General features: G+C 43.9%; 21 protein-coding genes. 7 read left to right on the top strand and 14 right to left on the bottom strand.

Translation table 11 applies throughout. The annotated features are described in order from the left end of the window. Positions 1-108 precede the first annotated feature (108 nt). The 5 genes from H6F44_RS06110 to H6F44_RS06090 all read right to left on the bottom strand — a co-directional run bounded on the left by H6F44_RS06110 (position 109) and on the right by H6F44_RS06090 (position 6,125). Entirely contained in the window at positions 109-312 is a 204-nt protein-coding gene (locus H6F44_RS06110) for a DUF2283 domain-containing protein (RefSeq protein WP_190350069.1), read from the bottom strand. A gap of 90 nt (positions 313-402) precedes the next feature. Beyond that, entirely contained in the window at positions 403-1,011 is a 609-nt protein-coding gene (locus tag H6F44_RS06105; protein WP_190350068.1) for a type I restriction enzyme HsdR N-terminal domain-containing protein, read from the bottom strand. Positions 1,012-1,044: 33 nt separating this feature from the next. Then, positions 1,045-1,245 carry a DUF2283 domain-containing protein gene (locus tag H6F44_RS06100; protein ID WP_190350067.1) on the bottom strand — a complete coding sequence of 67 codons (201 nt, stop codon included), beginning with the start codon at positions 1,243-1,245 and terminating at the stop codon, positions 1,045-1,047. Positions 1,246-1,523: 278 nt separating this feature from the next. Beyond that, on the bottom strand, positions 1,524-4,958 hold the full coding sequence (locus tag H6F44_RS06095; protein ID WP_190350066.1) for a helicase-related protein: 3,435 nt from the start codon (positions 4,956-4,958) through the stop codon (positions 1,524-1,526). 153 nt (positions 4,959-5,111) lie between these two features. Further along, on the bottom strand, positions 5,112-6,125 hold the full coding sequence (locus H6F44_RS06090; protein ID WP_242016461.1) for an acetylserotonin O-methyltransferase: 1,014 nt from the start codon (positions 6,123-6,125) through the stop codon (positions 5,112-5,114). Positions 6,126-6,713: 588 nt separating this feature from the next. Here H6F44_RS06090 and H6F44_RS06085 point away from each other — a divergent pair. Both H6F44_RS06085 and H6F44_RS06080 read left to right on the top strand, forming a co-directional pair. After that, positions 6,714-8,711, top strand: a complete 1,998-nt coding sequence (locus H6F44_RS06085; RefSeq protein ID WP_199302016.1) for a lipoxygenase family protein — start codon at positions 6,714-6,716, stop codon at positions 8,709-8,711. 159 nt (positions 8,712-8,870) lie between these two features. Beyond that, entirely contained in the window at positions 8,871-9,674 is an 804-nt protein-coding gene (locus H6F44_RS06080) for a lipase family protein (RefSeq protein WP_190350065.1), read from the top strand. 243 nt (positions 9,675-9,917) lie between these two features. On the opposite strand, the gene lipA is transcribed toward H6F44_RS06080, so the two are convergent. Beyond that, entirely contained in the window at positions 9,918-10,796 is an 879-nt protein-coding gene (gene lipA / locus H6F44_RS06075; RefSeq protein ID WP_190350064.1) for a lipoyl synthase, read from the bottom strand. Between the two features lie 228 nt (positions 10,797-11,024). Between lipA and H6F44_RS06070 the strand changes: the two genes are divergently transcribed. Beyond that, the gene (locus H6F44_RS06070) at positions 11,025-11,594 is read left to right on the top strand and encodes a LexA family protein (RefSeq protein WP_190350063.1); all 570 of its coding nucleotides are present in this window, start codon (positions 11,025-11,027) and stop codon (positions 11,592-11,594) included. A gap of 90 nt (positions 11,595-11,684) precedes the next feature. Here the strand turns inward: H6F44_RS06070 and larB are convergent, their stop codons facing one another. After that, positions 11,685-12,434 carry a nickel pincer cofactor biosynthesis protein LarB gene (larB, locus tag H6F44_RS06065; protein ID WP_190350062.1) on the bottom strand — a complete coding sequence of 250 codons (750 nt, stop codon included), beginning with the start codon at positions 12,432-12,434 and terminating at the stop codon, positions 11,685-11,687. 209 nt (positions 12,435-12,643) lie between these two features. Then, positions 12,644-13,669 carry a DUF2325 domain-containing protein gene (locus H6F44_RS06060; RefSeq protein ID WP_190350061.1) on the bottom strand — a complete coding sequence of 342 codons (1,026 nt, stop codon included), beginning with the start codon at positions 13,667-13,669 and terminating at the stop codon, positions 12,644-12,646. A gap of 198 nt (positions 13,670-13,867) precedes the next feature. Here H6F44_RS06060 and deoC point away from each other — a divergent pair, with 198 nt between their 5' ends. After that, positions 13,868-14,521 (top strand): deoxyribose-phosphate aldolase, encoded by a 654-nt coding sequence (deoC, locus tag H6F44_RS06055; protein ID WP_190350115.1) that lies wholly within the window; start codon positions 13,868-13,870, stop codon positions 14,519-14,521. 31 nt (positions 14,522-14,552) lie between these two features. After that, positions 14,553-15,059: a hypothetical protein gene (locus H6F44_RS06050; protein WP_190350060.1), complete on the top strand. Its 507-nt coding sequence runs from the start codon at positions 14,553-14,555 to the stop codon at positions 15,057-15,059. A 77-nt stretch (positions 15,060-15,136) separates the two neighbouring features. Here H6F44_RS06050 and H6F44_RS06045 read toward each other — a convergent pair whose 3' ends face one another. Further along, the gene (locus H6F44_RS06045; RefSeq protein ID WP_190350059.1) at positions 15,137-16,381 is read right to left on the bottom strand and encodes a hypothetical protein; all 1,245 of its coding nucleotides are present in this window, start codon (positions 16,379-16,381) and stop codon (positions 15,137-15,139) included. Positions 16,382-16,918: 537 nt separating this feature from the next. Here H6F44_RS06045 and gnd point away from each other — a divergent pair. Next, positions 16,919-18,343 (top strand): decarboxylating NADP(+)-dependent phosphogluconate dehydrogenase, encoded by a 1,425-nt coding sequence (gene gnd / locus H6F44_RS06040; RefSeq protein WP_190350058.1) that lies wholly within the window; start codon positions 16,919-16,921, stop codon positions 18,341-18,343. 217 nt (positions 18,344-18,560) lie between these two features. Here gnd and H6F44_RS06035 read toward each other — a convergent pair whose 3' ends face one another. Beyond that, the gene (locus tag H6F44_RS06035) at positions 18,561-19,100 is read right to left on the bottom strand and encodes a hypothetical protein (RefSeq protein WP_190350057.1); all 540 of its coding nucleotides are present in this window, start codon (positions 19,098-19,100) and stop codon (positions 18,561-18,563) included. 325 nt (positions 19,101-19,425) lie between these two features. Between H6F44_RS06035 and speA the strand changes: the two genes are divergently transcribed. Next, positions 19,426-21,351 (top strand): biosynthetic arginine decarboxylase, encoded by a 1,926-nt coding sequence (gene speA / locus H6F44_RS06030; protein WP_190350056.1) that lies wholly within the window; start codon positions 19,426-19,428, stop codon positions 21,349-21,351. A 51-nt stretch (positions 21,352-21,402) separates the two neighbouring features. Here speA and argJ read toward each other — a convergent pair whose 3' ends face one another. From argJ to H6F44_RS23945, 4 genes are all read right to left on the bottom strand, one after another. Continuing rightward, positions 21,403-22,614 carry a bifunctional ornithine acetyltransferase/N-acetylglutamate synthase gene (gene argJ / locus H6F44_RS06025; RefSeq protein WP_190350055.1) on the bottom strand — a complete coding sequence of 404 codons (1,212 nt, stop codon included), beginning with the start codon at positions 22,612-22,614 and terminating at the stop codon, positions 21,403-21,405. A gap of 84 nt (positions 22,615-22,698) precedes the next feature. Next, complete coding sequence (locus tag H6F44_RS06020; RefSeq protein WP_190350054.1) at positions 22,699-23,049, bottom strand: DUF5615 family PIN-like protein; 351 nt, start codon at positions 23,047-23,049, stop codon at positions 22,699-22,701. Beyond that, the gene (locus H6F44_RS06015; protein WP_190350053.1) at positions 23,050-23,361 is read right to left on the bottom strand and encodes a DUF433 domain-containing protein; all 312 of its coding nucleotides are present in this window, start codon (positions 23,359-23,361) and stop codon (positions 23,050-23,052) included. 16 nt (positions 23,362-23,377) lie between these two features. Beyond that, positions 23,378-23,488, bottom strand: coding sequence for a WD40 repeat domain-containing protein (locus tag H6F44_RS23945; protein ID WP_407681863.1), 111 nt, complete (start codon positions 23,486-23,488; stop codon positions 23,378-23,380). Between the last annotated feature and the right edge of the window lie 107 nt (positions 23,489-23,595).

Raw genomic sequence — 23,595 nt, 5'->3', positions numbered from 1 at the left:
TTTCATAAGTTTTGCTTATTTTTATCATACAGCTTGCAATCAAGAAAATCCTTTAATTAGTCTTAAAATCCTAAAAATCTGCGTAATCCATATGATCCGAGATTCAGACTATTTTGCCTCCTCAAACGAATATAAAAACTCATGGGTATTTTCCACAACACTCTGAGCATCCAAAATCTCCAACCTCACCAGCTTCCCGTCATACCCAAAATCCGCAATCACATTTGGACGGATCTCATCTGACTCCCTAATTCGTACCTCTCGGAAAATAATCATCAGCGTATCACTCTCTTTATCAAACTTGATTTTCATCAGTTAGTTTAAGCACTCGTTTCTAACAAAATCTAAGGAGATGCGTTACGCTATCGCTAACACATCCTACGTTTAATTCCAACAATCTACTTACTTAAATGATTTTAGAATTTGCAAAACAGAATAAAGTTCATTATGCGATCGCTTAAACAGTGAAAAATCATCAGAAAGATCATATTGCGAATCTTGCAACTTAACAAACATAAAATGATCACCATTAGTAACCATTGCATAGGTTGGCTTATCTCCATTTGGACTTGCCATCATATAAGCGAGAGCCTGTGGTAGGGCAACTAAAAACGAAAAGCTAGAACGCTTTGCCTCAATTAAAACGATCCATAAATTGTTATTCAAAACTAACGCATCAATCCTGCCGTGATAAGTAACATTATCACCGCGATCGCTAATTTCAACCGACTCTTCACTTCGCAAACTAAAAGGAGACTCCAGAAAACCCGCCAAAAATAGTAATGGTGAAACCATCAACAAATTTACTGTTCCCTCAGACAAAAAGCCTTCATTAACATGATACAAATATGACTGCTTAATCCGATCCAAAGTTGTTTTTTCAATATCAACTAATTCCGCAAACTCGCCTTGCCACTCCTTAAAAAAATCTGGATCAGGCGATCGGCATAAACCCAACTTTGTCTCCACATCATGAAGCGATCGGATATTTTCTGTAACTGCAATAGTCATAGTTACTTACTCAATTTAATTAACTTTTTTATTTTAAGCACTCGTTTCCAACAAAATTTTCTGTAAAGAATTAGGACTACGCTTACTGATATACAGCATCTCAATCCCAATAATTTTTCCCTCAGCGTTGTAATCCAAAATAATGCCATCACTCACCTCTTCAGACTCAATCACATCTGAATCATCCAAGCTCAAATACAACGCATCATCTTCTTTATGTACAATCAGTTTCATTTTACTCTCCTATCAAAAAAGATGGTCATAACTCGGTTAGGCTCAACATTAGGATTTACAACTACCCGCAACCAGCGATCGCCAAAATCCTGTATGCGCTTTTGAATTTAATAACGAGCGTGTTCAGTCAGATTAAAGCTTTCTATAATTTTTGTCTCCTCTTCAAAAAAGCATCTGAATCACGGATTATACAGATTAAAAGATTTCACGGATTTTAACTTAATTCTAATCCAAAAAATCTGTGAAATCTGCGTAATCCGTCTAATCTATGATTCAGACTATTTACTCACCAACACCCAAGCCACTAAGTCAAACTTATCAACCTGAAATTTCTGATCAACATTACCATCTTGCTTGATCACATCCAACGCTAATTGATTACCTTTTTTAATTTTCCCTAACAGATCCCGCGCCGCCGTTCCCATCGTCTGCTTAGTCGTGCCATCCTCCATCACCTCAGTTTGCACCGCCTGACTACTCAGCCAAGTTTTCAACGCAGTTACTAACTCAGCGATCGCTAACGGTTCACCCCGATCCACAGCAGAAGGTACAAATCGCTCTTTGTCTTTATTTACAGTCAGAAAATCTAAAACTTCCTTTTGATTGTTTAAAACTAACTTGCCCGATTTATCGATATAGATCAAATCAAAAACCTGATATTGATGCTCAAGTTTCTTCGATGGCTTCGCAGGATAGCCAAGTAAAGCGACAATGCCATTGCGATCGCCTGTCGCCATATCTCCGATAAATCCCGAATAGACACCCTTGGGCATCTGCCGATATTTGTCCTTGTCGCGATTAAACTCAGCGAGTAAATCCTGTCGATAGCGCTCCAAAGACAAACTATCAAAGCCTAACCCTTGATCGCTTACCTCAATGTCATCCCAAGTAATTTGCATCTGCTCCATCATGCGATCGTTCATCTTGCGGTCAAAATCTTCATCATGAGACATCTTGGCAAAGCTATCCGAAAACTGCGGATCGACCTCTGACCCAGCCAACTTCATCGCCGCCATCCGTTGCTCGATCCGTCCTTGTAGATTGAGGTAAGAATTAATATTGTCCGACGGCCAGAAGTTAATCCCGAAGATTTGGGAATTAGGGCTACCAAGGCGATCGATCCGTCCCATACGCTGAATAATTCGCACAGGATTCCAGTGAATGTCGTAATTAATTACCATATCTGCATCCTGTAAGTTTTGTCCCTCACTTAGAGCATCGGTGGCAATCAAGATATCAATAGGCTTAGTTAGCTTCAGGTGCGTATCAGGATGGTTTTCTGCGATCCAATCCTTCCATTCCGCAAAAGCTTCTAACCCTTGTTTCTCTGAATTAAAATTCCATTCCTTTTCAGAAAACAACTTTGTGTAAGGCGCAAATCTTTCAAGAATCGCCTCCATAGACTGTTTGCTATCGCTATCATCTGAGTATGAGCCTGTCCCCGATGCGATCGCCATCTTCTCAAAGCCTCTAGCGCGTAGCTGCTCATACAAATATATTGCCGTATCTCGATAGACCGTGAAGATCACCACCTTGGGATTATGGTTATTTATGCCTGATTTTCGCTTTTTGACAATCTCTGCAATCAGAGCCTTCAACTTGTCATCACAGGATTTCAGCCGATCCGACTTCTTGGAAGTTGGCGCAATTTCTTTGTCAAGTTTTACAGCAAACTTTTGTAAGTTAACCGCAAGCTTATCTAGCGCATCTAAATCTTGTTTCAGATCCTCTTTAAATTTATCTAAGTTACCAACTCGATCAATTTCTGCAATACTAATCGGGCGTTTTTTGCCTAACGTAAATTGCAACATATATTGCTCAACCGCTTCCGTAAATTCATCGTCATTTTGATCATCATCTAAATTATCCATATCATTTTCTAAGATTACAGGTTTCGCCTTATTTGCTTGATATGCCTTAATTTTCTCTAGAGCATTTTGATGATGATCTCTAATTTTCTCAACTGTTGAATAAAATGAGAACCAAGAAGACTCTAACCGCTTCACCATCAGGATATAAATCATCTTGACTAGAAAGCGATCGCGCAATTTTTCATCCCGCAATACATCTTTTTTTACGCCAGATTTATTATCTAAACCATCATCCAAATAAAAGGCTGGTTGATAGCCTGACAGCATCGGTGGGAAATGCTCAAACAACTCCTCAAAGGTTTCAAAATTACCAAGCTGATGTGGGGTTACAAACAAGTTGACGGGCTTATTTTTGACAGGAAATATTAAATCCGTCTCCTGACTCTCAACCATCTTGCGAGTTCTTGCCACGAGCAAAGAGTCAGTCAATCGAAAGAAATCATTACCTGAAAGTTTTTTTATAAAGTCTCCAATTTTTGGATTGTCATCTTTGCGCCATTCATTAAACATTGTCTGGGCTTGCTTAAACGAATAATCAATATTTCTGACACCCAATTTTGCATCATAGCCATGCACATCCCCCTGCACCATCAACTTAAACTGGTTTCTAGCATCATTCAGAGAGTTATTGATCGGCGTTGCCGATATCAATAAAACCTTGACATCTTGGTTTTTCTGCAAAATCTGCTCCACCAGAAACTTATAGCGATTTGCCTTGTCATTCCGCAAGTTATGGCTTTCGTCAATCACAAAGAGCTTAGGTTTATCATCTCTAAAAAACTTATCAGCGCGATCGCTATAGGACTCTAAACGCCCACTATTCATATCCGTATGAAAACGCATAAAAAACTTGAGCTTGTCGGATTCAAACTTAGATTCTTGATCCTCTTTATAGCGTCTCCAGTTGTCTTCTAGCTTCTTAGGGCAAAGCAAGATCACCTCTCGCCCCTGCATCTGGAAAAACTTCATTACCGCCAAAGCACTCCAAGTTTTACCCAAACCCACCGCATCCGCTAAGATAGCCCCATCATATTTCTGAAGCATCCTGATTAAACTCAAAACACCTTTTTTCTGAAAGTCATACAGAGCATTAAAAATCGCCGTATTTTCTAATCTTCCCACTTGACGATTAAATTCTGGATCATTCTCAATTTCCAGAATCTGATTGCCAAATAGCTCAAATAAAATCTTGTAGTAAATATCCCGTGGCGAATATTCAATAAATATTTTCGCGATCGCCTCAATCAGATATTGCTTAAAATCAACCTTTTTGCGCGTGCCATCCTTAGCCAAAATCGTTTTCTGACTATGAGCCTGCGGTTTCTGCCAGAGATCCTCAAACCACGCTAAAATCTCCTTATATTGGTTATTATTTCCTGTTTCCGCAATATTTAGTTCCAAATTACTTGTTTTTTTGAGTCCAATCCCTGCTTCAGTCAGATTCGAGCTACCCGTAATAAAATACTTATTGCGATCGTCATTATTTGTCGGCTGGAAAATATAACACTTGGCATGACAAAAGTTCGGCTCTAAAGTCTTTGCTAAAACTTTATCTTGCTTCAAAAATTCCACAGCTTGCTGTGCTAAACGATTCAGCTTCAAAGCCGACTCAATCGTAATATTTTCATTAAGCAAATCTAGCGGTCGATTTTCTTCTTGATCAAAATTGACAATATCCCCAAGCACTAGCCGAAACTTTGAGGTTTGCTGATTAATTTTGTTAGATATATAAGCTAAAGTGGCGATCGTAAAATAGCCTGTAACGACATCGATCGCGCCTTGCTCTATATAATTCTCAATCCATTCGTATACTTTGCGATCTTTACTATTGTCTAATATCATTACTTGCTTGTTGCTAGATAATTGCTAATTGTAATCAAGATCTACAAGTTTCTAACATTGCCGTTGACACCATCATAAATAAGTGAATAAAAAAGAGGGGCTAACCCCTCTTTTTTATTGGAATTTTTAGAAATAGCCTACCTACAAAGCAAATCAGGCTTTACATCCCTCAATGAGATGAATATCTTCAGCAGTGGGAATGATACGCAGGATCTTTAGACCAGCTTGCTCAAAGATGTATTCATATTCTGAAGCAGTACGCTCTTTCCCACCAGGACACATGACCAGCATATTGATGTCCAACAGCTTCGCCGCCGCAGGATTATTTCCCGCAGGCACAACCTGCTCTATGACCAGAATTTTGCTATCGGCATTCATTGCTTGCTGACAATTTCGCAAAATGGCGATCGCCCTCTCATCATCCCAATCATGGACAATATGCTTGAGCAAATAGACATCACCACCACTGGGAACAGATTCAAAAAAGCTACCACTCACAAGTTGACAGCGATCGCTAATACCATGTTTGTCTAAAGTCGTAGTTGCATTATCAATCACATATTTCTCATCAAACAAAATCCCTTGGCTATCAGGATGTTTCTGCAAGATCGTGGCTAATAATTCGCCATAACCTCCACCCACATCAACTAATACTTTGAACTCAGAAAAATCATAGGTTGGGGCGATCGCACGCAACTCGACCTGTGAGAAGTTATCCATACAGCGCTCAAAAATCTTAGCGGCTTCAGGATTAGTTCCGAAATGTTCAAACACGCCTTTACCAAAGTACTGATCAAAAGCTGGTTCACCTGTTTTCACGCTATGGAGTAGATTTCCCCATGACTGATAATGTTCTGGCTCACCCATCATAATTGCCGTGGGACAAAGTGTTTGGGGACTATCACTGCGTAAAAGCTCGGCAAGGGGTGTCATCGCAAAGGTTCCCGCCTCGGTTTCCGTAAAGATGCCCACACTGGCTAGAGCGCGGAGAACTCGATATAGAGCCTTAGGATTTGCTCCTGTATTGAGAGCGAGAACCTCATAAGTTTGTGGTGTTGTGAGATGATCAGCGATCGCTAATTTTGCAGCTACATAAATACACTGGGATACCCAGTACCCAGTAATCATCTGCATCATTTGGATATGGAGAGGCAATTGAGGAGGCATAAAACAAATAACTTATGGGACAGCTTATTGTATATCAACGCAGATTTTGGTTATCGCGGTTTGCAAGTTGTCCTTGACAACTTGCAAACCATCAAATCCATATTTTTTGTCTTCTGTTTGCACCTTGTTCGTACCAAGGTGTAAACCGCGATAAGTATTGAGTTTTTCAGTTGAGTTGTGGCAAAGGCAGAGCAGAGGCAATTCGTAAATCTCCTCTGCTTTTGGCTACTTTGAGTATGTTTTGCGTAAGTCATAAAATTATTTAGAGAGTTCTATCTCAAAAGTGTAAATTCAGGAATTGTGAACTGAAAAGAATTTCAGAAGGTAGTAAATTGAATAAATCACAGACCGAGAAAGTTCCTTGACTATCGTATCCTTACAAGTTAACCTTTATGTTATTGGGGTTCATTACATTTGATCTCAGTTAACAAAAGTGTGACTGCGCTTTTGTTAATTACCCCCCAACCTTGTGAACCAACATTTTACATATACTTGGTATTGTGTTCGTCCACTGATCATGATTTGAGGTTTACGATTATTTAGTAAAGATTTCCTAGGGCATTTCTATAAACATTATTGGAAATTATCATGTCTAAGTTGAAAACCATTGTCGATGAAATCAAACAAGTCTTTGGCATTAAATTAGCCGACAGCACTTTAGGAAAGCGCAAGACTGAAAAAAAAGCCAAGAAAAGCATTGTGAGGCTCCATGAACAGAAGTTCGACAAGCCTCTTGAACAGCTATCTAAGGTGACGGGGAAGTTGGTTTTTGGTGATACGCAAAAGCCATTGCATAACATTGAATTGGAACTCTGGGATCGTGATATCGGTTCACCTGGAGACTACTTGGGGGTGGGTACGACAGATTACAATGGCGAATTTACAATTTACTATGACCCTTCCAAGGCTGGCTTTTTAGATGCCCCTGATTTGGAACTGCGACTTTTGGATAATCGGATTAGCTTTGACAATGACAATGAGATTGTTTCCACCTATCGCATTGCTTATACAATCAAGGGTGGAGACAATGTAACTCAAAAGGAATATGATTTTGGCACTCGTACAGTTCCCTATTGGCTCTACAAGCCAGATAGCCATTTTGCCCGCTTGTTCTTTAGTGAATTAGAAGGCACTCCTGACGATTATTCTGTCGGTCGCACTCTAAATGGTTATGATGCTGCTAGTAGCCTTGTACCAATTAAAGCTAAGCACGTTATTACCAATACCCTCAATCCTAATGAGCCAACTCTCAAGGAAATCCAAGCCGATTATCCTCCCAATCTGACGATTAATTTAGATCGTCAAAATCCTGGCTACACTAGAAGTGATGAATACTTTGTTGCCCGTGTTCTGAATGGAATGAATCCTGCTTTGTTTAAGCGCAACAAGAATAATCCCAATCAGTTGAAAGTGACATTTAATTGGGATGCCTACGAAAAGGATGACGATCACGATCTTCATAATGTGGAGGCTTTCTTTGAATTGAAAGAAGGCAAGCTAGTGGTTACTGCAATTACTGTGCAGAGCCGTTACCCTGATTCCTTTGCTCCCTATTCTGCACTCAAAGATCCTGTCACCTACAAGCCTACCGATGGCGATAAGTGGCTACAAGCCAAGCGCATTTTCCGCACTAACAGCTTTTTTGCGGCGGAAATGACTGAGCATTACATCAAAGCCCATTTGCAGATGGAGCAGTACACGATCGCCACTTTCCGTAATTTACGCAAAAATCCAGTGCGATTGCTGTTGTATCCCCATGTAAAGAGCTTGGTGAATATCAATCAACGCGCCGATGAGGTTTTGGTATCGCCAACTGTGGGACTGGTAACAACTAATGGACCTTTGACACCAGCGTCGGTAGTGCAGGTTTGTAAGGAGCAGATGGCAAGCTTTGATTGGAAGGGTTGGCAGCCTCGTCAGCCCCTATGCGAAGCTCATACGTTTGCGAAGATCGCAAATCTTTATTGGCAGGTCTTGACTGAAGCGATTGACAACTTCTTTCAAAGTAATCAGGAAGATATCATTGCGGAATGGGCAGAAATCCATCGTTTATCCGATGACATCATTGAGCATAGCGTGGCTTATCAACCCCTACCAGAACTCAAGGATGATGAGTATGAATGGTACGATCGCCATGAGCTTGATAAACCAGGGATTCCTAGGGTAACGGTTAATGGCACAGTCAAAGCAACGCGCCCCATTACTACAACTGATCAACCTAGCGCTTCTGATCTTGATAATTTAAAAGAATTGGTGCGCTATGTGATCTTCCATATCACTTTCTGGCATTCTTGGGTCAATGATGCCCAAGCCGATGAAGGCGGTGAGATTTTCTACAACTCCTTGGCTTTGCGTGGCGGTAGTTTCGGTAGCGAAGATGATCCAGCGATCGCGCCTAACACTTTGGAATCCACCAATCTGATCTACATGGTTAATGTACTAACAGCAATCAAGTACGGTTACATTCTCAAGAATGAAGATGATGATGTGGTTCTTGAATTGAGAACGGCTTTGGCACGCTATAAAAAAGAATTTGCAGACCTCAACTATGATGTCGGTAATATTAGAGCCTTGATTAATGTTTAGCTTTTCACCATTCAGACTCTATTTGTAGCGATTTTCGCTCAAGCGATCTACAGACAGTTTAAGCCATCTGCCTGTAGATCCATAGCAAAAATCGTTACCTTACTTTTCCTAGTTACCATAGGAACGATAGACAAAAACATTAGTTTGGAATAGAAAACAATGGCATTATCCTTCGATCATGACACGACCAATTACAGCCCCAACAATGCACTGACCCTGGCCTATTGTGCAAAGTGGGCTTACCTAGATGCAGCCTCTGTAGAAGCTAAAGTTACTAATCAATTGCAAACAGATAGATTTCGATTTATTGAGATTACATCAAGCAGTACAGAAGCATTTGTAACTGGCGATCGCCACAAAATCATTGTTTCCTTTCGTGGCACTGAACCCAGCAAATTACAGGATATTCTGTCAGACATAAGACTAGATCGCACTTACCATGCCCTTGGCAATGTCCATTTTGGCTTCATTCGCTCACTCGACTCGGCTTGGCGAGAAGTCATTTCCACGATCCGCCAGTTTCAAGACAACAATCAATCAATCTGGTTTACAGGCCATAGTCTGGGCGCAGCCTTAGCCACCCTTGGCGTAGCGAAAATGCTAGAATTTGCCTATCCCGTAGCTGGGCTGTATACCTTCGGTCAACCACGTGTTGGTGACAAAAAGTTTGCCGATGCCATGAATACAGTCATGGCAAAACAATATTTCCGTTTTGTCAACAACAATGATGCTGTTCCCCGTGTGCCTTTGCGAGCGATGGGCTATGTTGACTGTGGTTATTTCCTGTATCTTGACAAAAACCAAGTCCTCCATGACGATTTGTCAATTTGGAGACGCTTACTTGATGGGGCTCATGGCAGGCTCGAAGCCCTAGGGGAAAAGGGAACAGACGGTATCAATGACCACAATATGGATGATTACATAGCTGGGGTTGCGAAAAATATGAATAAGTTGTTTAACTAACCAGCCCCTAATTAGCCCTGATTAACTGACAAAAGAGTTGGAAATCCTTGTTCAGCCATGATACCTGACCCACAAATTTAGAATCACTGTAGCGCGGGCATCCTGCCTACCTTGCGTGAGATGTGTCAGTCAATCATAGGACTTACGCAAAAAGACCAAGAGTAGATGCAGTTTATGAATTGCATCTACTCTAGAATAAGGATTCCAATATCTCTTGCGTGAGTCCTAATTGTTAATAGCCCTCTATGGTTTCGACTTAGGATAAAGCTTCATTAATGCTTGTACCTGTTCAGCATGATAAGAACTGCGCGTTAACGGCGAAGCAACTACTTGCAAAAAGCCCATACCTTCACCCGCTACTCGCCAAGACTCAAACTGCTCAGGAGTGACAAATTCTTGCAATGTTAAATGTTTAGCAGAAGGTTGAAGATACTGCCCAATGGTCAGAATATCGCAATCCACAGAGCGTAAGTCCTGCATCACTTCCCGCACCTCCGCATCCGTTTCACCCATGCCCACCATAATTCCTGACTTGGTATAGACCCAAGGCGCAATTTCACGGGTACGGCGCAATAGTTCTAAGCTACGCTGATAATCTCCTTGCGGACGGACTCGGCGATAGAGGCTTGGCACTGTTTCTGTGTTGTGATTTAGCACATGGGGACGGGATTCGAGAATCGATGCTAGGGCTTCCCAATTAGCACAGAGGTCGGGAATTAGCAGTTCGATGGTTGTTTGCGGCATTAATTTACGAACTTCTTCAATGCAACGCCGAAATTGCGATGCACCACCATCGGGCAGGTCATCACGATTCACGGAAGTAATGACAACGTGCTTGAGATTCATCCTTCGCACTGCTTCCCCAAGGTTAATGGGTTCCATGGGATCAAGGGCTTGCGGTTTTTTCTCAAAGTCAATATCGCAATAGGGACAGGCTCTGGTACAGGCTGGTCCCATAATTAGGAATGTGGCTGTGCCTTGATGAAAACATTCGCCAATATTCGGACAAGAAGCCTCTTCACACACAGTATTTAGTCCCAGATCGCGCAGGACTTCTTTCACATTGCCAACTCGCTCCCATTGTGGGGCTTTGACCCGCAGCCAATCTGGTTTTACTGCCATAGTTTTTTATTCAGTCTTTAACAAAGTTGTTAGATTTCACTCTAGTATAGACCTTGCAGCCATACCCACCTTGCTTTACAAGAGAGTTTTTGATCTTCGGCACGATGCTCAGATGATCACAAACTCCTTGGCGATATAAAACTATTGCCAAGTCTTGTGAAATAGAGAATGATAAGCGTACAATATTCTTGATTTAGTAATTAGCTTTTAAGGTAGGAGAGTTTTGTCATGCCGAGAGGAGGAAAACGCGAGGGGGCAGGTCGCCCTGTGGGAACGGGTAAGTATGGAGAAAAGACCAAAGCGGTTAGGTTGCCTATCAGCATTGCTGATGAAATATTAATAAGCCTCCAACAATCTCCAGAAAAGCTAGAGATTGTTGTGAATAGCATTTTTAAGCCTGATGCTCAAACAAAGTACCGCATTCCTTTATACCTAAGTCCGATCGCCGCAGGTTTTCCTGCGGTCACAGAAGATTATGTAGAGGGCAAGATTGATCTAAATCGACATCTAGTTAAGCATCCTGAGTCAACTTTTTTGGTGCGCGTGACGGGGGAATCTATGCGAAATGCGGGGATTCACCCCAATGACTTACTCGTGGTTGATCGGGCGATCGAGCCTATTAGTGGCAAGGTGGTGATTGCGGTTGTGGATGGTGAACTGACGGTAAAACGCCTACGAAAACATCGCGATCGCCTCTGGTTAATGCCTGAGAATCCTGATTACCCGCCCATAGAGATTGGTGAAAATATGGAGCTACATATTTGGGGCGTAGTTACAAATGTCATCCATGCGTTGTAACTCCAAAAAACTGAAAGCGTTTCCTCGCAGGTAAACAGAGAAATAGCGGTATGCAAATTTGCTGTGTGCTGCTATCTTTTGGTAGTCCAACTATTGACCGCGATTGAGAATCTTGGCGGCTAACATCGCGGCTCCGAAACCATTATCAATATTGACAACCCCTACCCCTGTCGCACAGGAATTGAGCATCGTCAGGAGAGGTGCTAAACCTTGAAAACTGGCTCCATAACCGATGCTAGTTGGCACTGCCACAATCGGACAGGCAGCCAAACCCGCCACAACACTAGCTAAGGCTCCTTCCATCCCTGCCACCACAATAATTACTTCCGCATTAGCGATCGCCTCCTGATGGCTTAATAACCGATGAATTCCTGCCACTCCTAGATCCCATAGTCTTTTTACTTGAAATCCGCACAACTCACCCGTAACCGCCGCTTCCTCAGCGATGGGCAAATCGGCAGTACCTGCGGTAATAATCGTGATGCAGCCATGCTTTGGCGGTGCTGATTCTCCCAAGTAACAGATCTGTGCGATCGGGAAATATTGCAACCCGCGCAGGGATGGCTGTATCTGCGTATAAACCTCTGGGACAATCTTGGTCGCCATGACTACAGGGTTTTTGGATACCATCACCTGCATGATTTGAGCAATTTGGCATGGGGTTTTGCCAAGCCCAAACACGACTTCAGGAAAACCAGTACGCAGAGCGCGATGATGGTCAATTTTCGCAAAGTCCCCCACTGACTCGTAGTGCAGATATTTTAAGGATTCTAGGGCTTGATCAGGGCTAAGCTCACCCATAGCAACTGTTTCTAAAAGTTGCTTTAAGTTGGCATACATCAAGGTTTTAGGGTGGCAGTTTTTTGAAGGATTGCTTAGATTTTATAGCGATCGCGTCATTTCTTAACTTACTTACTATACAAAATACCAAATACGGGTATCCAGTTTCTTACTCCTTTCCCAGCCTAAACATAGACATTAAAGCCCAAGGATTAGCGGTGCGGCGCTTTGTGCCGCACCACTAATCCTTAGAGTGGAAAGGGAATATCTTATTTCCAATGCCTAGCTAGTTGTTTTGCCTTGAGTCCTGACTCGATCACCTCTAACAATCTGGTCATACCCGTAGTATTGACAATTTCATAGCTCTTATTGGCTCGGCGACAGGCTTCGATCGCCCTTTCTGTAAGAGAATGGCTGGCATATCCCGTCACAATGATAATCAGATCTGATCCTGCAATTTGGGTTTCCCCCTGCGCCGCCAACTGCAAGCCGTCCTGCTCTGTGTACCAAATTAAATTGATGATCGAGTCACGCAGACGATTTTTGACGGCTGTTTGTAAGCGATCATGACCGCCAAATACCAATACCTTGCCACTGAGATCGGTGTATAAAGCGGGGCGTTTTTCGGACTTGCGGTGGCGAGTATTGGGTTGGACATCAGGGGCGCGATCGACGCGAGAACGATTTTCGAGAGCCTTGTTATAAATGAAAGTGAGAGTTTGCTCATGACTGCCACGCAGCCTAGCAACGGGTCCCTCTTCACTGTGGGAGTTTATTTGATTGATCAATGCCTCCACCACTTCCTCCAGAGCGCCGATCGCTTTGAGATCATTGCTGTAACCACGCACAGCGATCGCGGCATCGGTGGCGCTAAAGAAATCACTTTGTTCTTCAATCATCTCCAATAGGTCAGCTTTGAGTTCATAGCGCCATTGTGTTGTTTGTTCAGTTATTCTTTCATCTAGCAATCTTTCTTCGCTGAGAATCAACTGGCGATCGGCAAGTTGGGATGCTAGGGCTGGCGCTTCAGCTATCTCTTGGCGAATGTCCGCCGCTTTCTTTTCTAGTTTTAGTTTCGTCTCACTGTCTGGACTACCACCTTCGCGAGTGTACTCCTCCAGCATCTGTTCCACCTTGGCAAGTAACGGTTTTAACCGACCCTCAATTTGTGACACAGCTTCTTGAATTTGGCGATCGCGTTGTTGTTGTAGCCGATTCTGCTCTAATTCCACCTTTGCCATGGTCAACAGATCGCTAACCGAAGCCTCTAGTTCATCTAATTCAGAAATATGCATATATGTTTGCTTAATATTTGCCTATATTTTGGATAAGCCAAGAATAAGACAGGCTTAATGTCTATGAATAAGTAATTATATAGCTGTCGCTAGTCTTATTAGGACATTAGGGGCGATAAAAGTTAAGGGGGCAAGATTTTGAATCATCTGTATGGGACTATGATGACTGATTGCCGTTACTCTAATTTGCCAAGCCCCATGCCTGAACAAGATCTCGATCCATGCCCTTACATTGACCACGCTCTGTTAGATCCTCAAGCCCACCCTCAAGAGGTTGAGCGCCTATGTGCAGAGGCTGATCGCTTTGGTTTTGCTAGCGTCTGTGTCTATCCCTGTCATGTGCAACTCGCCAGAGATTATTTATTGAAATCACAGGTGGCGGTTGGCACTGTGATTGGGTTTCCTAGTGGTGCATCCACTAGCAATGTTAAGCTTTATGAAGCGATGGAGGCGGTAGAAAATGGTGCAATGGAGTTAGATGTGGTGATTAATTTTGGTTGGCTCAAAAGTGGGCAAACTAACTTACTGCACCAAGATATTGCTCAGATTTGCCAAGAATCAGGGGTTCCCGTAAAAGCGATTTTGGAACTCAGTAAACTTAGCCCCGAAGAGCAAGCATTGGCGGCTGAGATCTGTATGGATGCAGGGGTAAGTTTTTTAAAAACAGGGACGGGTTGGGCTGGTGGCGCGACTGTGGAGATGGTGAAATTTCTCAAGGAATTTTCTCGGGGCAGGGTGGGCGTAAAGGCTTCAGGGGGCATTAAAACAAGGGAACAGGCGATCGCTTTGATCAATGCAGGGGCAACCCGCATCGGCACATCGCAGGGGGCAACGATCGCGAAATCGCGATAAAATAAACATAACAAGTACCGTTGCCTAGCTCGTGATACCCACTCTCGACCTCAAATACGCATATTCCATCGGTCTGGGCATGATCATCGCCCTGACAGGGGTTTCTGTCTGGCAAAAGTTTTATCCCCCACAACGAGAAGCCATCACCGAAGACCCCACGCCCAAAATTATTGTCTCTCCTTTTCCCTCGACACTTGCTCGCCCTAATCTCAATGATGGCGAAAATATTGGCAGTCTTCGTGTTGGCAATCGTACCGAGCGATCGGTGCGGGTAGTGCTGTTTTCACGAGTTACTTCTCAAAATGTCTGGCAAGCGATCGAGCCACTCAACTGGGACTTTGCGCCCTTTGAAGGTGGTAAGGAGGGACTAATTTTGTCATTGCCCAATTATAAAATTGCGATCGGTAAAGGGGATGTGATTTTTGCCTTCGCCACCGATGGTTCGCGTTCTTACTGGGGACCCAATATTGTCGGCGAAACCGATGCCCCTTTTTGGGATAGCAAAAATAAAGAATGGAGCATGGTCTTACAGCCATAAAACCAAAAACAGGTTGCATTGCAACCTGCTGTAAATCATGAACATCAAAATTGCAATGGGGCTTTGATGCTTTTAGGTTATTCCGTTGGTTCGCGGCGCTTGATAATTGGACGCGGCACAGGAGGGCGATCTTCGGTAGAGCGGGAGCGCGGGGGATAGCTAAAATCATCACCAGCACCGCCCAAGGGCTTATAGGGGCGATCGCCAAATTTGCGAGGAGCAAACTTACCACCACTAGGGCGACCTTTATACTGGTTACGTTTGCCCTTAACAGGCACAATCCCCACAAACTCACCATCAATCACCGAAAGCACATTGCCTTGGCGCTGCACATTGACCGACCAAAACTGCCCCACAGCATCGGTGGGCAATAGTCCTGTAAGCCTCACCTTAAACTTGCTGTAGGTTTTGGTGGGCTTACCCTTCTGCTTGTCAAATTTCTGCTCAATTCGCCGAATCTTGACAATTACTAGGTTATCTTCTATAGATTGACTAGACACTTCACCCCTAATCGAGAAATAACCATCAGCCACACCAGGGTCATTTTGAATGTCTGCCTTGCCCAAGTCTTCGGGAGCCCAGACTCCCGCAATCTGCACATGAAGCTTGCCGCTTTTATCGTTGGTGCGGGGATAGACCACCCATAAATAATCGCGATCGTTTTGTAAGCGCTTTTTAGCGACTGAAATCACCTTCCCAAGCAATACCGCATCAACTTCAGCGCCATCGCTCGTCAAAATATGTCCCTTAGCAAAGTTGTCTTCGTTACCAACATAACGACCACTAATCACCCCGATCGCCCGATATTGAAATGGCTCCGTTGCCACAGGAATCGGTTGTAGACAAACCTTCGGCTCTTGAGTTTTTTGTTCATCAATATTGACTTCGTGGCGATCGCTATAATCTATATCTTTCCCCACCCGCTTAACAGCACCTCGCTCAAAAGACCGATCCAACTTTTTGATCGGAATGCCCATAGGGGCGCTCGCTGATAAACCACTCAAGGATTGACTAGTTAAAGCTGACTCGCTTTTAGGAGCAGATTTTAGAGGCGCTATATCTGACCTAGGCAAAATCTCTTTGGCTGGGATAGCATCAGATTTTGGAGCATTGAAGCTGGCTAAATTCTCAGTTTTGTCTTGATGGGGCATTGTCGAATGCTCCTCTAAAACTTCTGGAGATTTAGGGGCAATCACCTTGAGTACCTCTAATTTCGGTGACTCTTTAGATGACTCCTTGGCTGATAACTTAGAGGATGCTGACTTTGATGAGGATTTACTCTTAGAGTCGTCGGATGAATCAGTCTTTTTGGCTTTACTCATATAGATCTCCAGAAAATTAAGGTGTCTAATGCGGAGTAGACCTTATGGGGGAAATGTCAAGAGAAATATTTCTATTACCAACAATTCCATTCCTACATAAGGATTTTTACTGATTTACATAGCTTTTGTTGCTATGCAAATTCAATAGAAAATCAGTAAGGATACAGTAAAAAAACATGATGTGAATTCACCATAGTTTCTTGGAACTATTGAATAACCTACCTAAAATAAATTCCGCAAAAAATTATGAAACATTAGGTAGCCTAACTAATCCCCTAAATGGCTATTTTTATTGCTGCGGCATTTTTGTACCTACAGCAAATATAACCTATATATAACTTTACAAGGTATTGACTTGCAGTAAATCAGCAAACCTAGCAATTTATAGGTAATTCGTTAAGGATTTACAAAGGATTACCGATCCCCACTAAATCAGCCCTTACCATACCTTTGTTCCCAAGCATTGTTCCCAAGTACAAGCATTGCTTGTATCGCAGCATGACCTTTGCTGGTGTTTAAACGGAGATAGAGGATTGTATGACATCTGATAAGCAAAATTTTGGACTGATCGGCTTAGCGGTAATGGGTGAAAACCTCGCTCTGAATATTGAGCGCAATGGTTTTTCAATGAGTGTGTATAACCGCAGTCGCGATAAGACTGATAAATTTTTGGCGACCCGTGCGGCTGGTAAAAACTTTAAGGGCGCATTTACGATCGCTGATTTTGTGGCTTCCCTAGAGCGTCCCCGTAAAATTTTGATCATGGTTAAAGCTGGCGGCCCCGTGGATGCGGTGATCGAAGAACTGAAGCCTTACTTAGAAGAAGGGGATATCGTCATCGATGGTGGTAACTCGCTATATGGCGACACTGAACGCCGTACCGTGGCACTTGAAGCGATCGGACTCAAGTTTATCGGTATGGGTGTGAGTGGCGGCGAAGAGGGCGCTCTCAATGGTCCAAGTATGATGCCTGGCGGTCAAAAGTCTGCCTATGCCGAAATTGAGCCAATCGTCACCAAGATCGCGGCTCAAGTGGATGATGGCGCTTGCGTGACTTATATCGGCAAGGGCGGTGCGGGGCATTATGTGAAGATGGTGCATAACGGCATTGAGTATGGCGATATGCAGTTGATCGCTGAAGCCTATGATTTGCTAAGCAATGGCTTGGGCTTGACCGCCGCCGAACTCCATGAAGTCTTTACCGCATGGCAAAGTTCAGAGCTTGATTCCTATTTGATCGATATCACCGCCGATATTTTCTCGAAGATCGATGATGAAACTGGCGATGCCCTTGTCAACAAGATCATGGACGCGGCGGGACAAAAGGGAACTGGCAAATGGACTGTCCAAAGTGCCTTTGATCTTGGTGTGCCGATTCCTACGATGATCGCGGCGGTGACAGCAAGGGTGATGTCTTCGTTCAAGTCTGAGCGCGTGGAAGCAGCAAAGGTCTTGACCACTGCCATATCTGGCAAGTATGAAGGCGATCGCCAAGAATTTATTGATGCGGTGCGGGATGCACTGTACTGCTCTAAAATCTGCTCCTATGCTCAAGGGATGGCGCTTTTGGGGGCAGCTTCCAATGAGTTTGGCTATGAGCTAAATCTCGGTGAAATCGCCCGCATCTGGAAAGGCGGCTGCATTATTCGTGCCGTATTCCTTGACAAGATCAAGTCTGCTTTTCAACGCAATCCCAACTTGCCTAACCTGCTAGTTGATCCCGACTTCAAACAAACCATTCTCACCAAAGAGTTGGCTTGGCGCAAGGTGGTAATCGCTGCCGCCCAGTTGGGTATTCCTGTGCCAGCCTTTAGCGCGTCCCTCGACTATTTCGACAGTTACAGACGCGATCGCCTGCCCCAAAACTTGACCCAAGCGCAACGCGATTATTTTGGTGCTCACACTTACGAGCGCACCGATAAGCCTAGGGGTGAGTTCTTCCATACTGAGTGGATGAAGTAATCTCAACCCTAATATGAAACTAGGGAAATTTTTGGAAGGATTGCTCAGCAATGCTTTCAAAAGTTTCTCTGTGATAGCTAATTGACTGAATAGATCTGCCCAAAAGCAGATAGGATGACCACGATACATGGCTTGACTGGGTTTGGTTTTGATGCTGCACTTACCTAATTTTTTTTCCCTTTAAGTTGCGCCCTTAGCTGCGACCCTAGTTGCTACCCTATTTTTCAACGCCTTGATCGAGGACATCAAAATACAAGGATAAATAGCCTGATTTAATGCCGCCATCCTGTCGGGCTTTTTCGAGGTTGCCGCGCAGGGTGTGGCTATTATGAACGCTGTAAATCTCATAGCGATCGCCGATAAATACATAGTCAGCAACATCGGTAAACTCTTCACCCTTGATCAACTGCCAGCGATCGTTGACATAGACAAAATGGTAATCTGCCAAGTCGGGACTCGAAGAGGGACGCTCCACGGCGGCAGAGATTTCGGCAGTGTAATGGGGATTGCGATCACTGGGGGGAATGACTTTGCTGGTGACATTGCGATAAAAACAGCTTTCGTTGTAACAAAACCTGAGTTTCGCCATTTTGTCTTTAATTGCCTCAAAGCGGCTGATAATCTGGCTAGATTCAGGCTCATCGGCGGCAACATTAGCGGCAAAGCTAGGGATTAAAGTATTAGCAAAGGTAATGCCAATACAGATTAGGCAAACAAACAGAATTTTTAACAGCGATCGCCATTGGTTACTGGTCATAGGTTTTCAATTATTTCTTATTATTATTATTTGATTTTATTTACAAAACTTTATACTATGCTTTCATTCTAGCCACTTAGGGAAGCTTTTGCTCAAAATATTGACATTGATTGAGATCTCGGCTTTGGGTTTGAGCGCAAAGCGTTGTAACAAGACTGGCAAAGCGCTAGAAGCGTTAGATGTTCAAAAAGATCTAGACTGTTGCCTCGGTTAATGCCTAGATTGTTCAGTGGTGTTAAAGTTTGAATAGTTGGCGACTAAAGGCATATTTTCTTCAGTTCGTCCCAATATTGTTACGAAGAGCAAGATCTGTAGGGTTTATCAAATGTTGCAAGAGATTCAGTTGCCTGTGATTAGCGATACTAAGAAGTGGACGATTCAAGATAGCGAGACACTATATCGCATCGAAGGATGGGGAGAGCCATACTTTAGTATCAACGAAGCGGGTCATGTGACGGTTTCGCCCAAAGGCGATCGCGGTGGTTGTATTGATCTATTTGATTTGGTAAATGATCTGAAGCAGAGGGGATTGCGATCGCCGATCTTGGTGCGCTTCTCTGACATTTTGGCTGATCGCATCGAACGTTTGAATGCCACCTTTGCCAAGGCGATCGCTCGTTATAACTACAATGGCTCCTATCGTGGCGTATTTCCAGTCAAGGTGAATCAGCAACGGCAGCTAGTAGAAGAGATTGCCAAGTATGGCAAGCCCTTTCAGTTTGGACTAGAGGCAGGTTCTAAACCTGAACTATTGATTGCCCTTGCCACCCTGCGGACTCCTGAAGCCTTGTTAATTTGCAATGGCTACAAAGATGCCGAATATATCGAGACGGCGATCTTAGCGCGGAAGTTGGGGCAGAACACGATCATCGTCATTGAGCAGTTGGAAGAGGTGGAAATGATCATCCGCGCTGCCACAAAATTGGGGATTAGCCCTGTGGTGGGAGTCCGTGCCAAGCTCAATACCAAAGGCATTGGACATTGGGAAGATTCCACAGGCGATCGCGCTAAATTTGGGCTAAGTATGTGGGAAATCATCGAAGCATCTGAACAGTTGGCGGCGGCAAATATGCTCCATTGCCTAAAACTGCTGCATTTCCATGTCGGTTCCCAAATTAGTAATATCAGCACGATCAAAGATGCCCTGCGCGAAGCGGGACAAATCTATGTGCAGCTTGTGGGGCTAGGCGCACCGATGGGGCATTTGGATGTTGGTGGTGGCTTAGGCGTGGATTATGACGGTTCCAAAACCAATTTCTATGCTTCCAAAAACTATAGTATGCAAAACTACGCCTACGATATTGTTGCCGCTATTAAAGAAGCCTGTGCTAACAAAAATATTCCCGTTCCCACCCTCACGAGCGAAAGTGGTAGGGCGATCGCTTCCCATCAATCGGTTCTGATCTTTGATGTTGTGGGTATCAGTGGCACACCCACTAATACAATCGAGCCACTGCAAGGGCATGAGCATCAACTTGTGCGGAATTTCTTTGAGGCTTTAGAAAATATCAATGAAAATAATTATCAAGAGATCTATCACGATGCGGTGCAGTTCAATCAAGAGGCAATTAGTCTCTTCTCCTTTGGTTATCTCTCATTGAAGGAGAGAGCCAGAATTGAGCGTTTATTTTGGGAATGTTGCGATCGCATTCTCAAAGTTACGCGCAAACTCAACTATGTGCCTGACGATCTCGAAGATCTGGAACGGATGATGGCGCTTACTTACTATTGCAACTTTTCTGTATTTCAATCCGCACCCGATAGCTGGGCGATCGATCAACTATTTCCGATCATGCCGATCCATCGTCTCCATGAGGAGCCAGTCTGTCGTGGCACGATCGCCGATCTCACCTGTGATAGTGATGGCAAAATTGATCGCTTTATCGATCTGCGCGATGTGAAATCCACTTTAGAACTACATCCATTTGTCCACAATGAGCCTTATTATCTGGCGCTATTTCTAGGTGGTGCATACCAAGAGATTTTGGGAGACTTGCATAATCTCTTTGGCGATACAGATGCTGTACATATCCATGCTGCATCTTCTGGCTATAAAGTGGAACACGTAATCAAGGGCGACTCGATGACCGAAGTTCTCGCCTATGTGCAGTACAACCGTGATGCCATGCTAGAGAATATTCGACAAGAAACGGAACGTGCGCTCCTTGAGAAGCAAATCACCCTTGAAGAAGCTAGATTATTTTTGCAGAAATATGAGCATTGCCTCAATGGTTACACCTATCTGAGTTAGGGTTTTCAAATAAAGAAATGGCGTAGCCATTTCTTTATTTTTTATTAATCCCTAAGTTGTATATTCGGCATTGATCTTGACATAATCGTAACTGAGATCGCAACCCCAAGCCGTGCCGCAACCATTGCCATTACCCACGCCCACATTGATGATCACGGTATCGGTTTTGAGATAATCACTGGCAGCTTGGCGATCGTATTCCTGCGGCGTGCCATCCTGCATCATTACAAAATCGCCCAATTGAATATTCAAGACATTTTGATCGAAATCAACGCCCGATCGCCCCGCCGCCGCCGCAATGCGTCCCCAGTTGGGATCATTGCCGAAAACTGCGGATTTGACCAAGGAAGAGCCAACGATGGTTTTGGCAATTTGCCGCGCCCCTTCTACACTGCTTGCCCCTGATACATTCACCTCGATCATGCAGGTGGCTCCCTCGCCATCACGGGCGATCGCCTTAGCCAAGCTCATACAGACTTCCTGCAACATCGCCTGAAGCTTTTGCGCCGCCGCCGAATTGCGATCGCTAATCAATAACCCCGATTGACCATTGCATAGCGCCAATACCATGTCATTGGTACTGGTATCGCCATCCACTGTCACCTGATTGAAACTAGCATCAATGGAACTCGACAACATCTGTTGCCATAGCTGCGGCTCCACACCTGCATCACAGGTGATGAAACCTAGCATCGTTGCCATGTTGGGATGGATCATGCCCGAACCCTTGCAAATACCACCCACCCGCACCGTCTGACCATCGATCGCCGTTTCTAGGGCAATGCTCTTGGGTACGGTGTCTGTGGTCATGATGGATCTAGCGGCATCCTCCCCCGCATCGGGAGCTAAAATCGTGGCGATTTTGGCAATGCCCGATCGCATTTTGTCCATCAATAATTGTTTACCGATTACGCCTGTGGAGGCAACTAGTACCCCATCCTCAGTATTGAGTGCCTGCTGCACCAATGCCGCACATTCCACCGCATTCTGCCAACCCTCAGCGCCCGTACTAGCATTCGCCTGTCCCGCATTACAAAGGATCGCCTTAACCTGACCACCCTTTGCCAATACTTCCCGATTGAAATCCACACAGGCGGCTCTGACACAGGATTTGGTGAATACCCCTGCGGCGATCGCTGGTACATCGGAAACAATTAAGGTCAAGTCAGGAGCGCCCGATGGCTTCAGCCCTGCGGTCATCCCCGCCGCTTGATATCCTTTGGCAGCCGTGACACCACCTGCGATTATTTGCCAATCAGCCATGATTTTTAAAATTTCCTCTGAATATTTTTGGATATATTGCTATTTTTGTATCAGTATCTGCCTCAATGTTATGTGCTTTGTGAGTCACTTGAAGGGAATATACTCAGTTGTATTGATCCATTCGTCAGGCTCAGAAGCCTTAGCAATTAATTCTAGATCTTTAACAAACTGACCAATCGTGCCTCCAAGTTGATGCCCAAAAATTAAGCCCGAAAACTTTTTGTTTTCTCTGCACCAAGTTTCGGCTAAAACTCTAAAGCGAATATCTTGGGTAAAAAGAACACGTCTAAGCTCAGTCACTCTTTCTAAAAGCTGATCATCAGGCAGTTCTTTAGCTCCATCCTCAAATGCGGTTAATACGTCTATGCCTCGGCGACGTAACTGCTCGGTAATCGCTTGAGGAACATGGACATCCATGTATAACGCAATAGCCATTTAAAGCAGTCCTTTCGCTTTCATACGAATGTAGAAAGGTGACTTAGCACTTTGAGTAATATTTTCTTGTACTTGCTGCCATTCCAGCCTGATTTCTTGATCGATTTCTTCTTGATGATCAAAGTAATAACCCATTGCAGCATGGGCTTCGGATAGGGTTAAGTAAAGGTGTTGACGACAGATCTCTTCTACCGACCAACCATAAGCAATATAGTCCATGACAATTTGGGCAATCCTAATGCGCGGCAAGCGTTGCAAACGTGCGGGCTGAAGCTCGCTTTTTTCGATATGCGGATAACTGAGGGTTAACATAATATTTTGTTTTCACCTAGCTAAGTTGCCATATTCTAACAGTCTTATCTCTGCTGCCACTAGCCAGTAGTTTTCTGTTAGGGCTAAAACTGATAGACATTACAGGCTTATTATGTCCAGAGAGTATTTCACTCAGAAGTGTTGAACGATAGAAAATAATCAGAAAAAAGCGCTCCTAATTTGTTAAACTAGAAGCCATAAATTAAAAAAATAATATCTATGATGTTATCCAAC

Source organism: Pseudanabaena cinerea FACHB-1277, assembly GCF_014696345.1.
Classification (GTDB): domain Bacteria; phylum Cyanobacteriota; class Cyanobacteriia; order Pseudanabaenales; family Pseudanabaenaceae; genus Pseudanabaena; species Pseudanabaena cinerea.
This window is presented reverse-complemented; position numbering and strand designations above follow the sequence as displayed.

Bases quoted from the DNA above. Each gene is read 5' to 3' on its own strand.
- H6F44_RS06110 (WP_190350069.1), bottom strand. From the start codon at position 312: ATGAAAATCAAGTTTGATAAAGAGAGTGATACGCTGATGATTATTTTC.
- H6F44_RS06105 (WP_190350068.1), bottom strand. From the start codon at position 1,011: ATGACTATTGCAGTTACAGAAAATATCCGATCGCTTCATGATGTGGAG.
- H6F44_RS06100 (WP_190350067.1), bottom strand. From the start codon at position 1,245: ATGAAACTGATTGTACATAAAGAAGATGATGCGTTGTATTTGAGCTTG.
- H6F44_RS06095 (WP_190350066.1), bottom strand. From the start codon at position 4,958: ATGATATTAGACAATAGTAAAGATCGCAAAGTATACGAATGGATTGAG.
- H6F44_RS06090 (WP_242016461.1), bottom strand. From the start codon at position 6,125: ATGCCTCCTCAATTGCCTCTCCATATCCAAATGATGCAGATGATTACT.
- H6F44_RS06085 (WP_199302016.1), top strand. From the start codon at position 6,714: ATGTCTAAGTTGAAAACCATTGTCGATGAAATCAAACAAGTCTTTGGC.
- H6F44_RS06080 (WP_190350065.1), top strand. From the start codon at position 8,871: ATGGCATTATCCTTCGATCATGACACGACCAATTACAGCCCCAACAAT.
- lipA (WP_190350064.1), bottom strand. From the start codon at position 10,796: ATGGCAGTAAAACCAGATTGGCTGCGGGTCAAAGCCCCACAATGGGAG.
- H6F44_RS06070 (WP_190350063.1), top strand. From the start codon at position 11,025: ATGCCGAGAGGAGGAAAACGCGAGGGGGCAGGTCGCCCTGTGGGAACG.
- larB (WP_190350062.1), bottom strand. From the start codon at position 12,434: ATGTATGCCAACTTAAAGCAACTTTTAGAAACAGTTGCTATGGGTGAG.
- H6F44_RS06060 (WP_190350061.1), bottom strand. From the start codon at position 13,669: ATGCATATTTCTGAATTAGATGAACTAGAGGCTTCGGTTAGCGATCTG.
- deoC (WP_190350115.1), top strand. From the start codon at position 13,868: ATGCCTGAACAAGATCTCGATCCATGCCCTTACATTGACCACGCTCTG.
- H6F44_RS06045 (WP_190350059.1), bottom strand. From the start codon at position 16,381: ATGAGTAAAGCCAAAAAGACTGATTCATCCGACGACTCTAAGAGTAAA.
- gnd (WP_190350058.1), top strand. From the start codon at position 16,919: ATGACATCTGATAAGCAAAATTTTGGACTGATCGGCTTAGCGGTAATG.
- H6F44_RS06035 (WP_190350057.1), bottom strand. From the start codon at position 19,100: ATGACCAGTAACCAATGGCGATCGCTGTTAAAAATTCTGTTTGTTTGC.
- speA (WP_190350056.1), top strand. From the start codon at position 19,426: ATGTTGCAAGAGATTCAGTTGCCTGTGATTAGCGATACTAAGAAGTGG.
- argJ (WP_190350055.1), bottom strand. From the start codon at position 22,614: ATGGCTGATTGGCAAATAATCGCAGGTGGTGTCACGGCTGCCAAAGGA.
- H6F44_RS06020 (WP_190350054.1), bottom strand. From the start codon at position 23,049: ATGGCTATTGCGTTATACATGGATGTCCATGTTCCTCAAGCGATTACC.
- H6F44_RS06015 (WP_190350053.1), bottom strand. From the start codon at position 23,361: ATGTTAACCCTCAGTTATCCGCATATCGAAAAAAGCGAGCTTCAGCCC.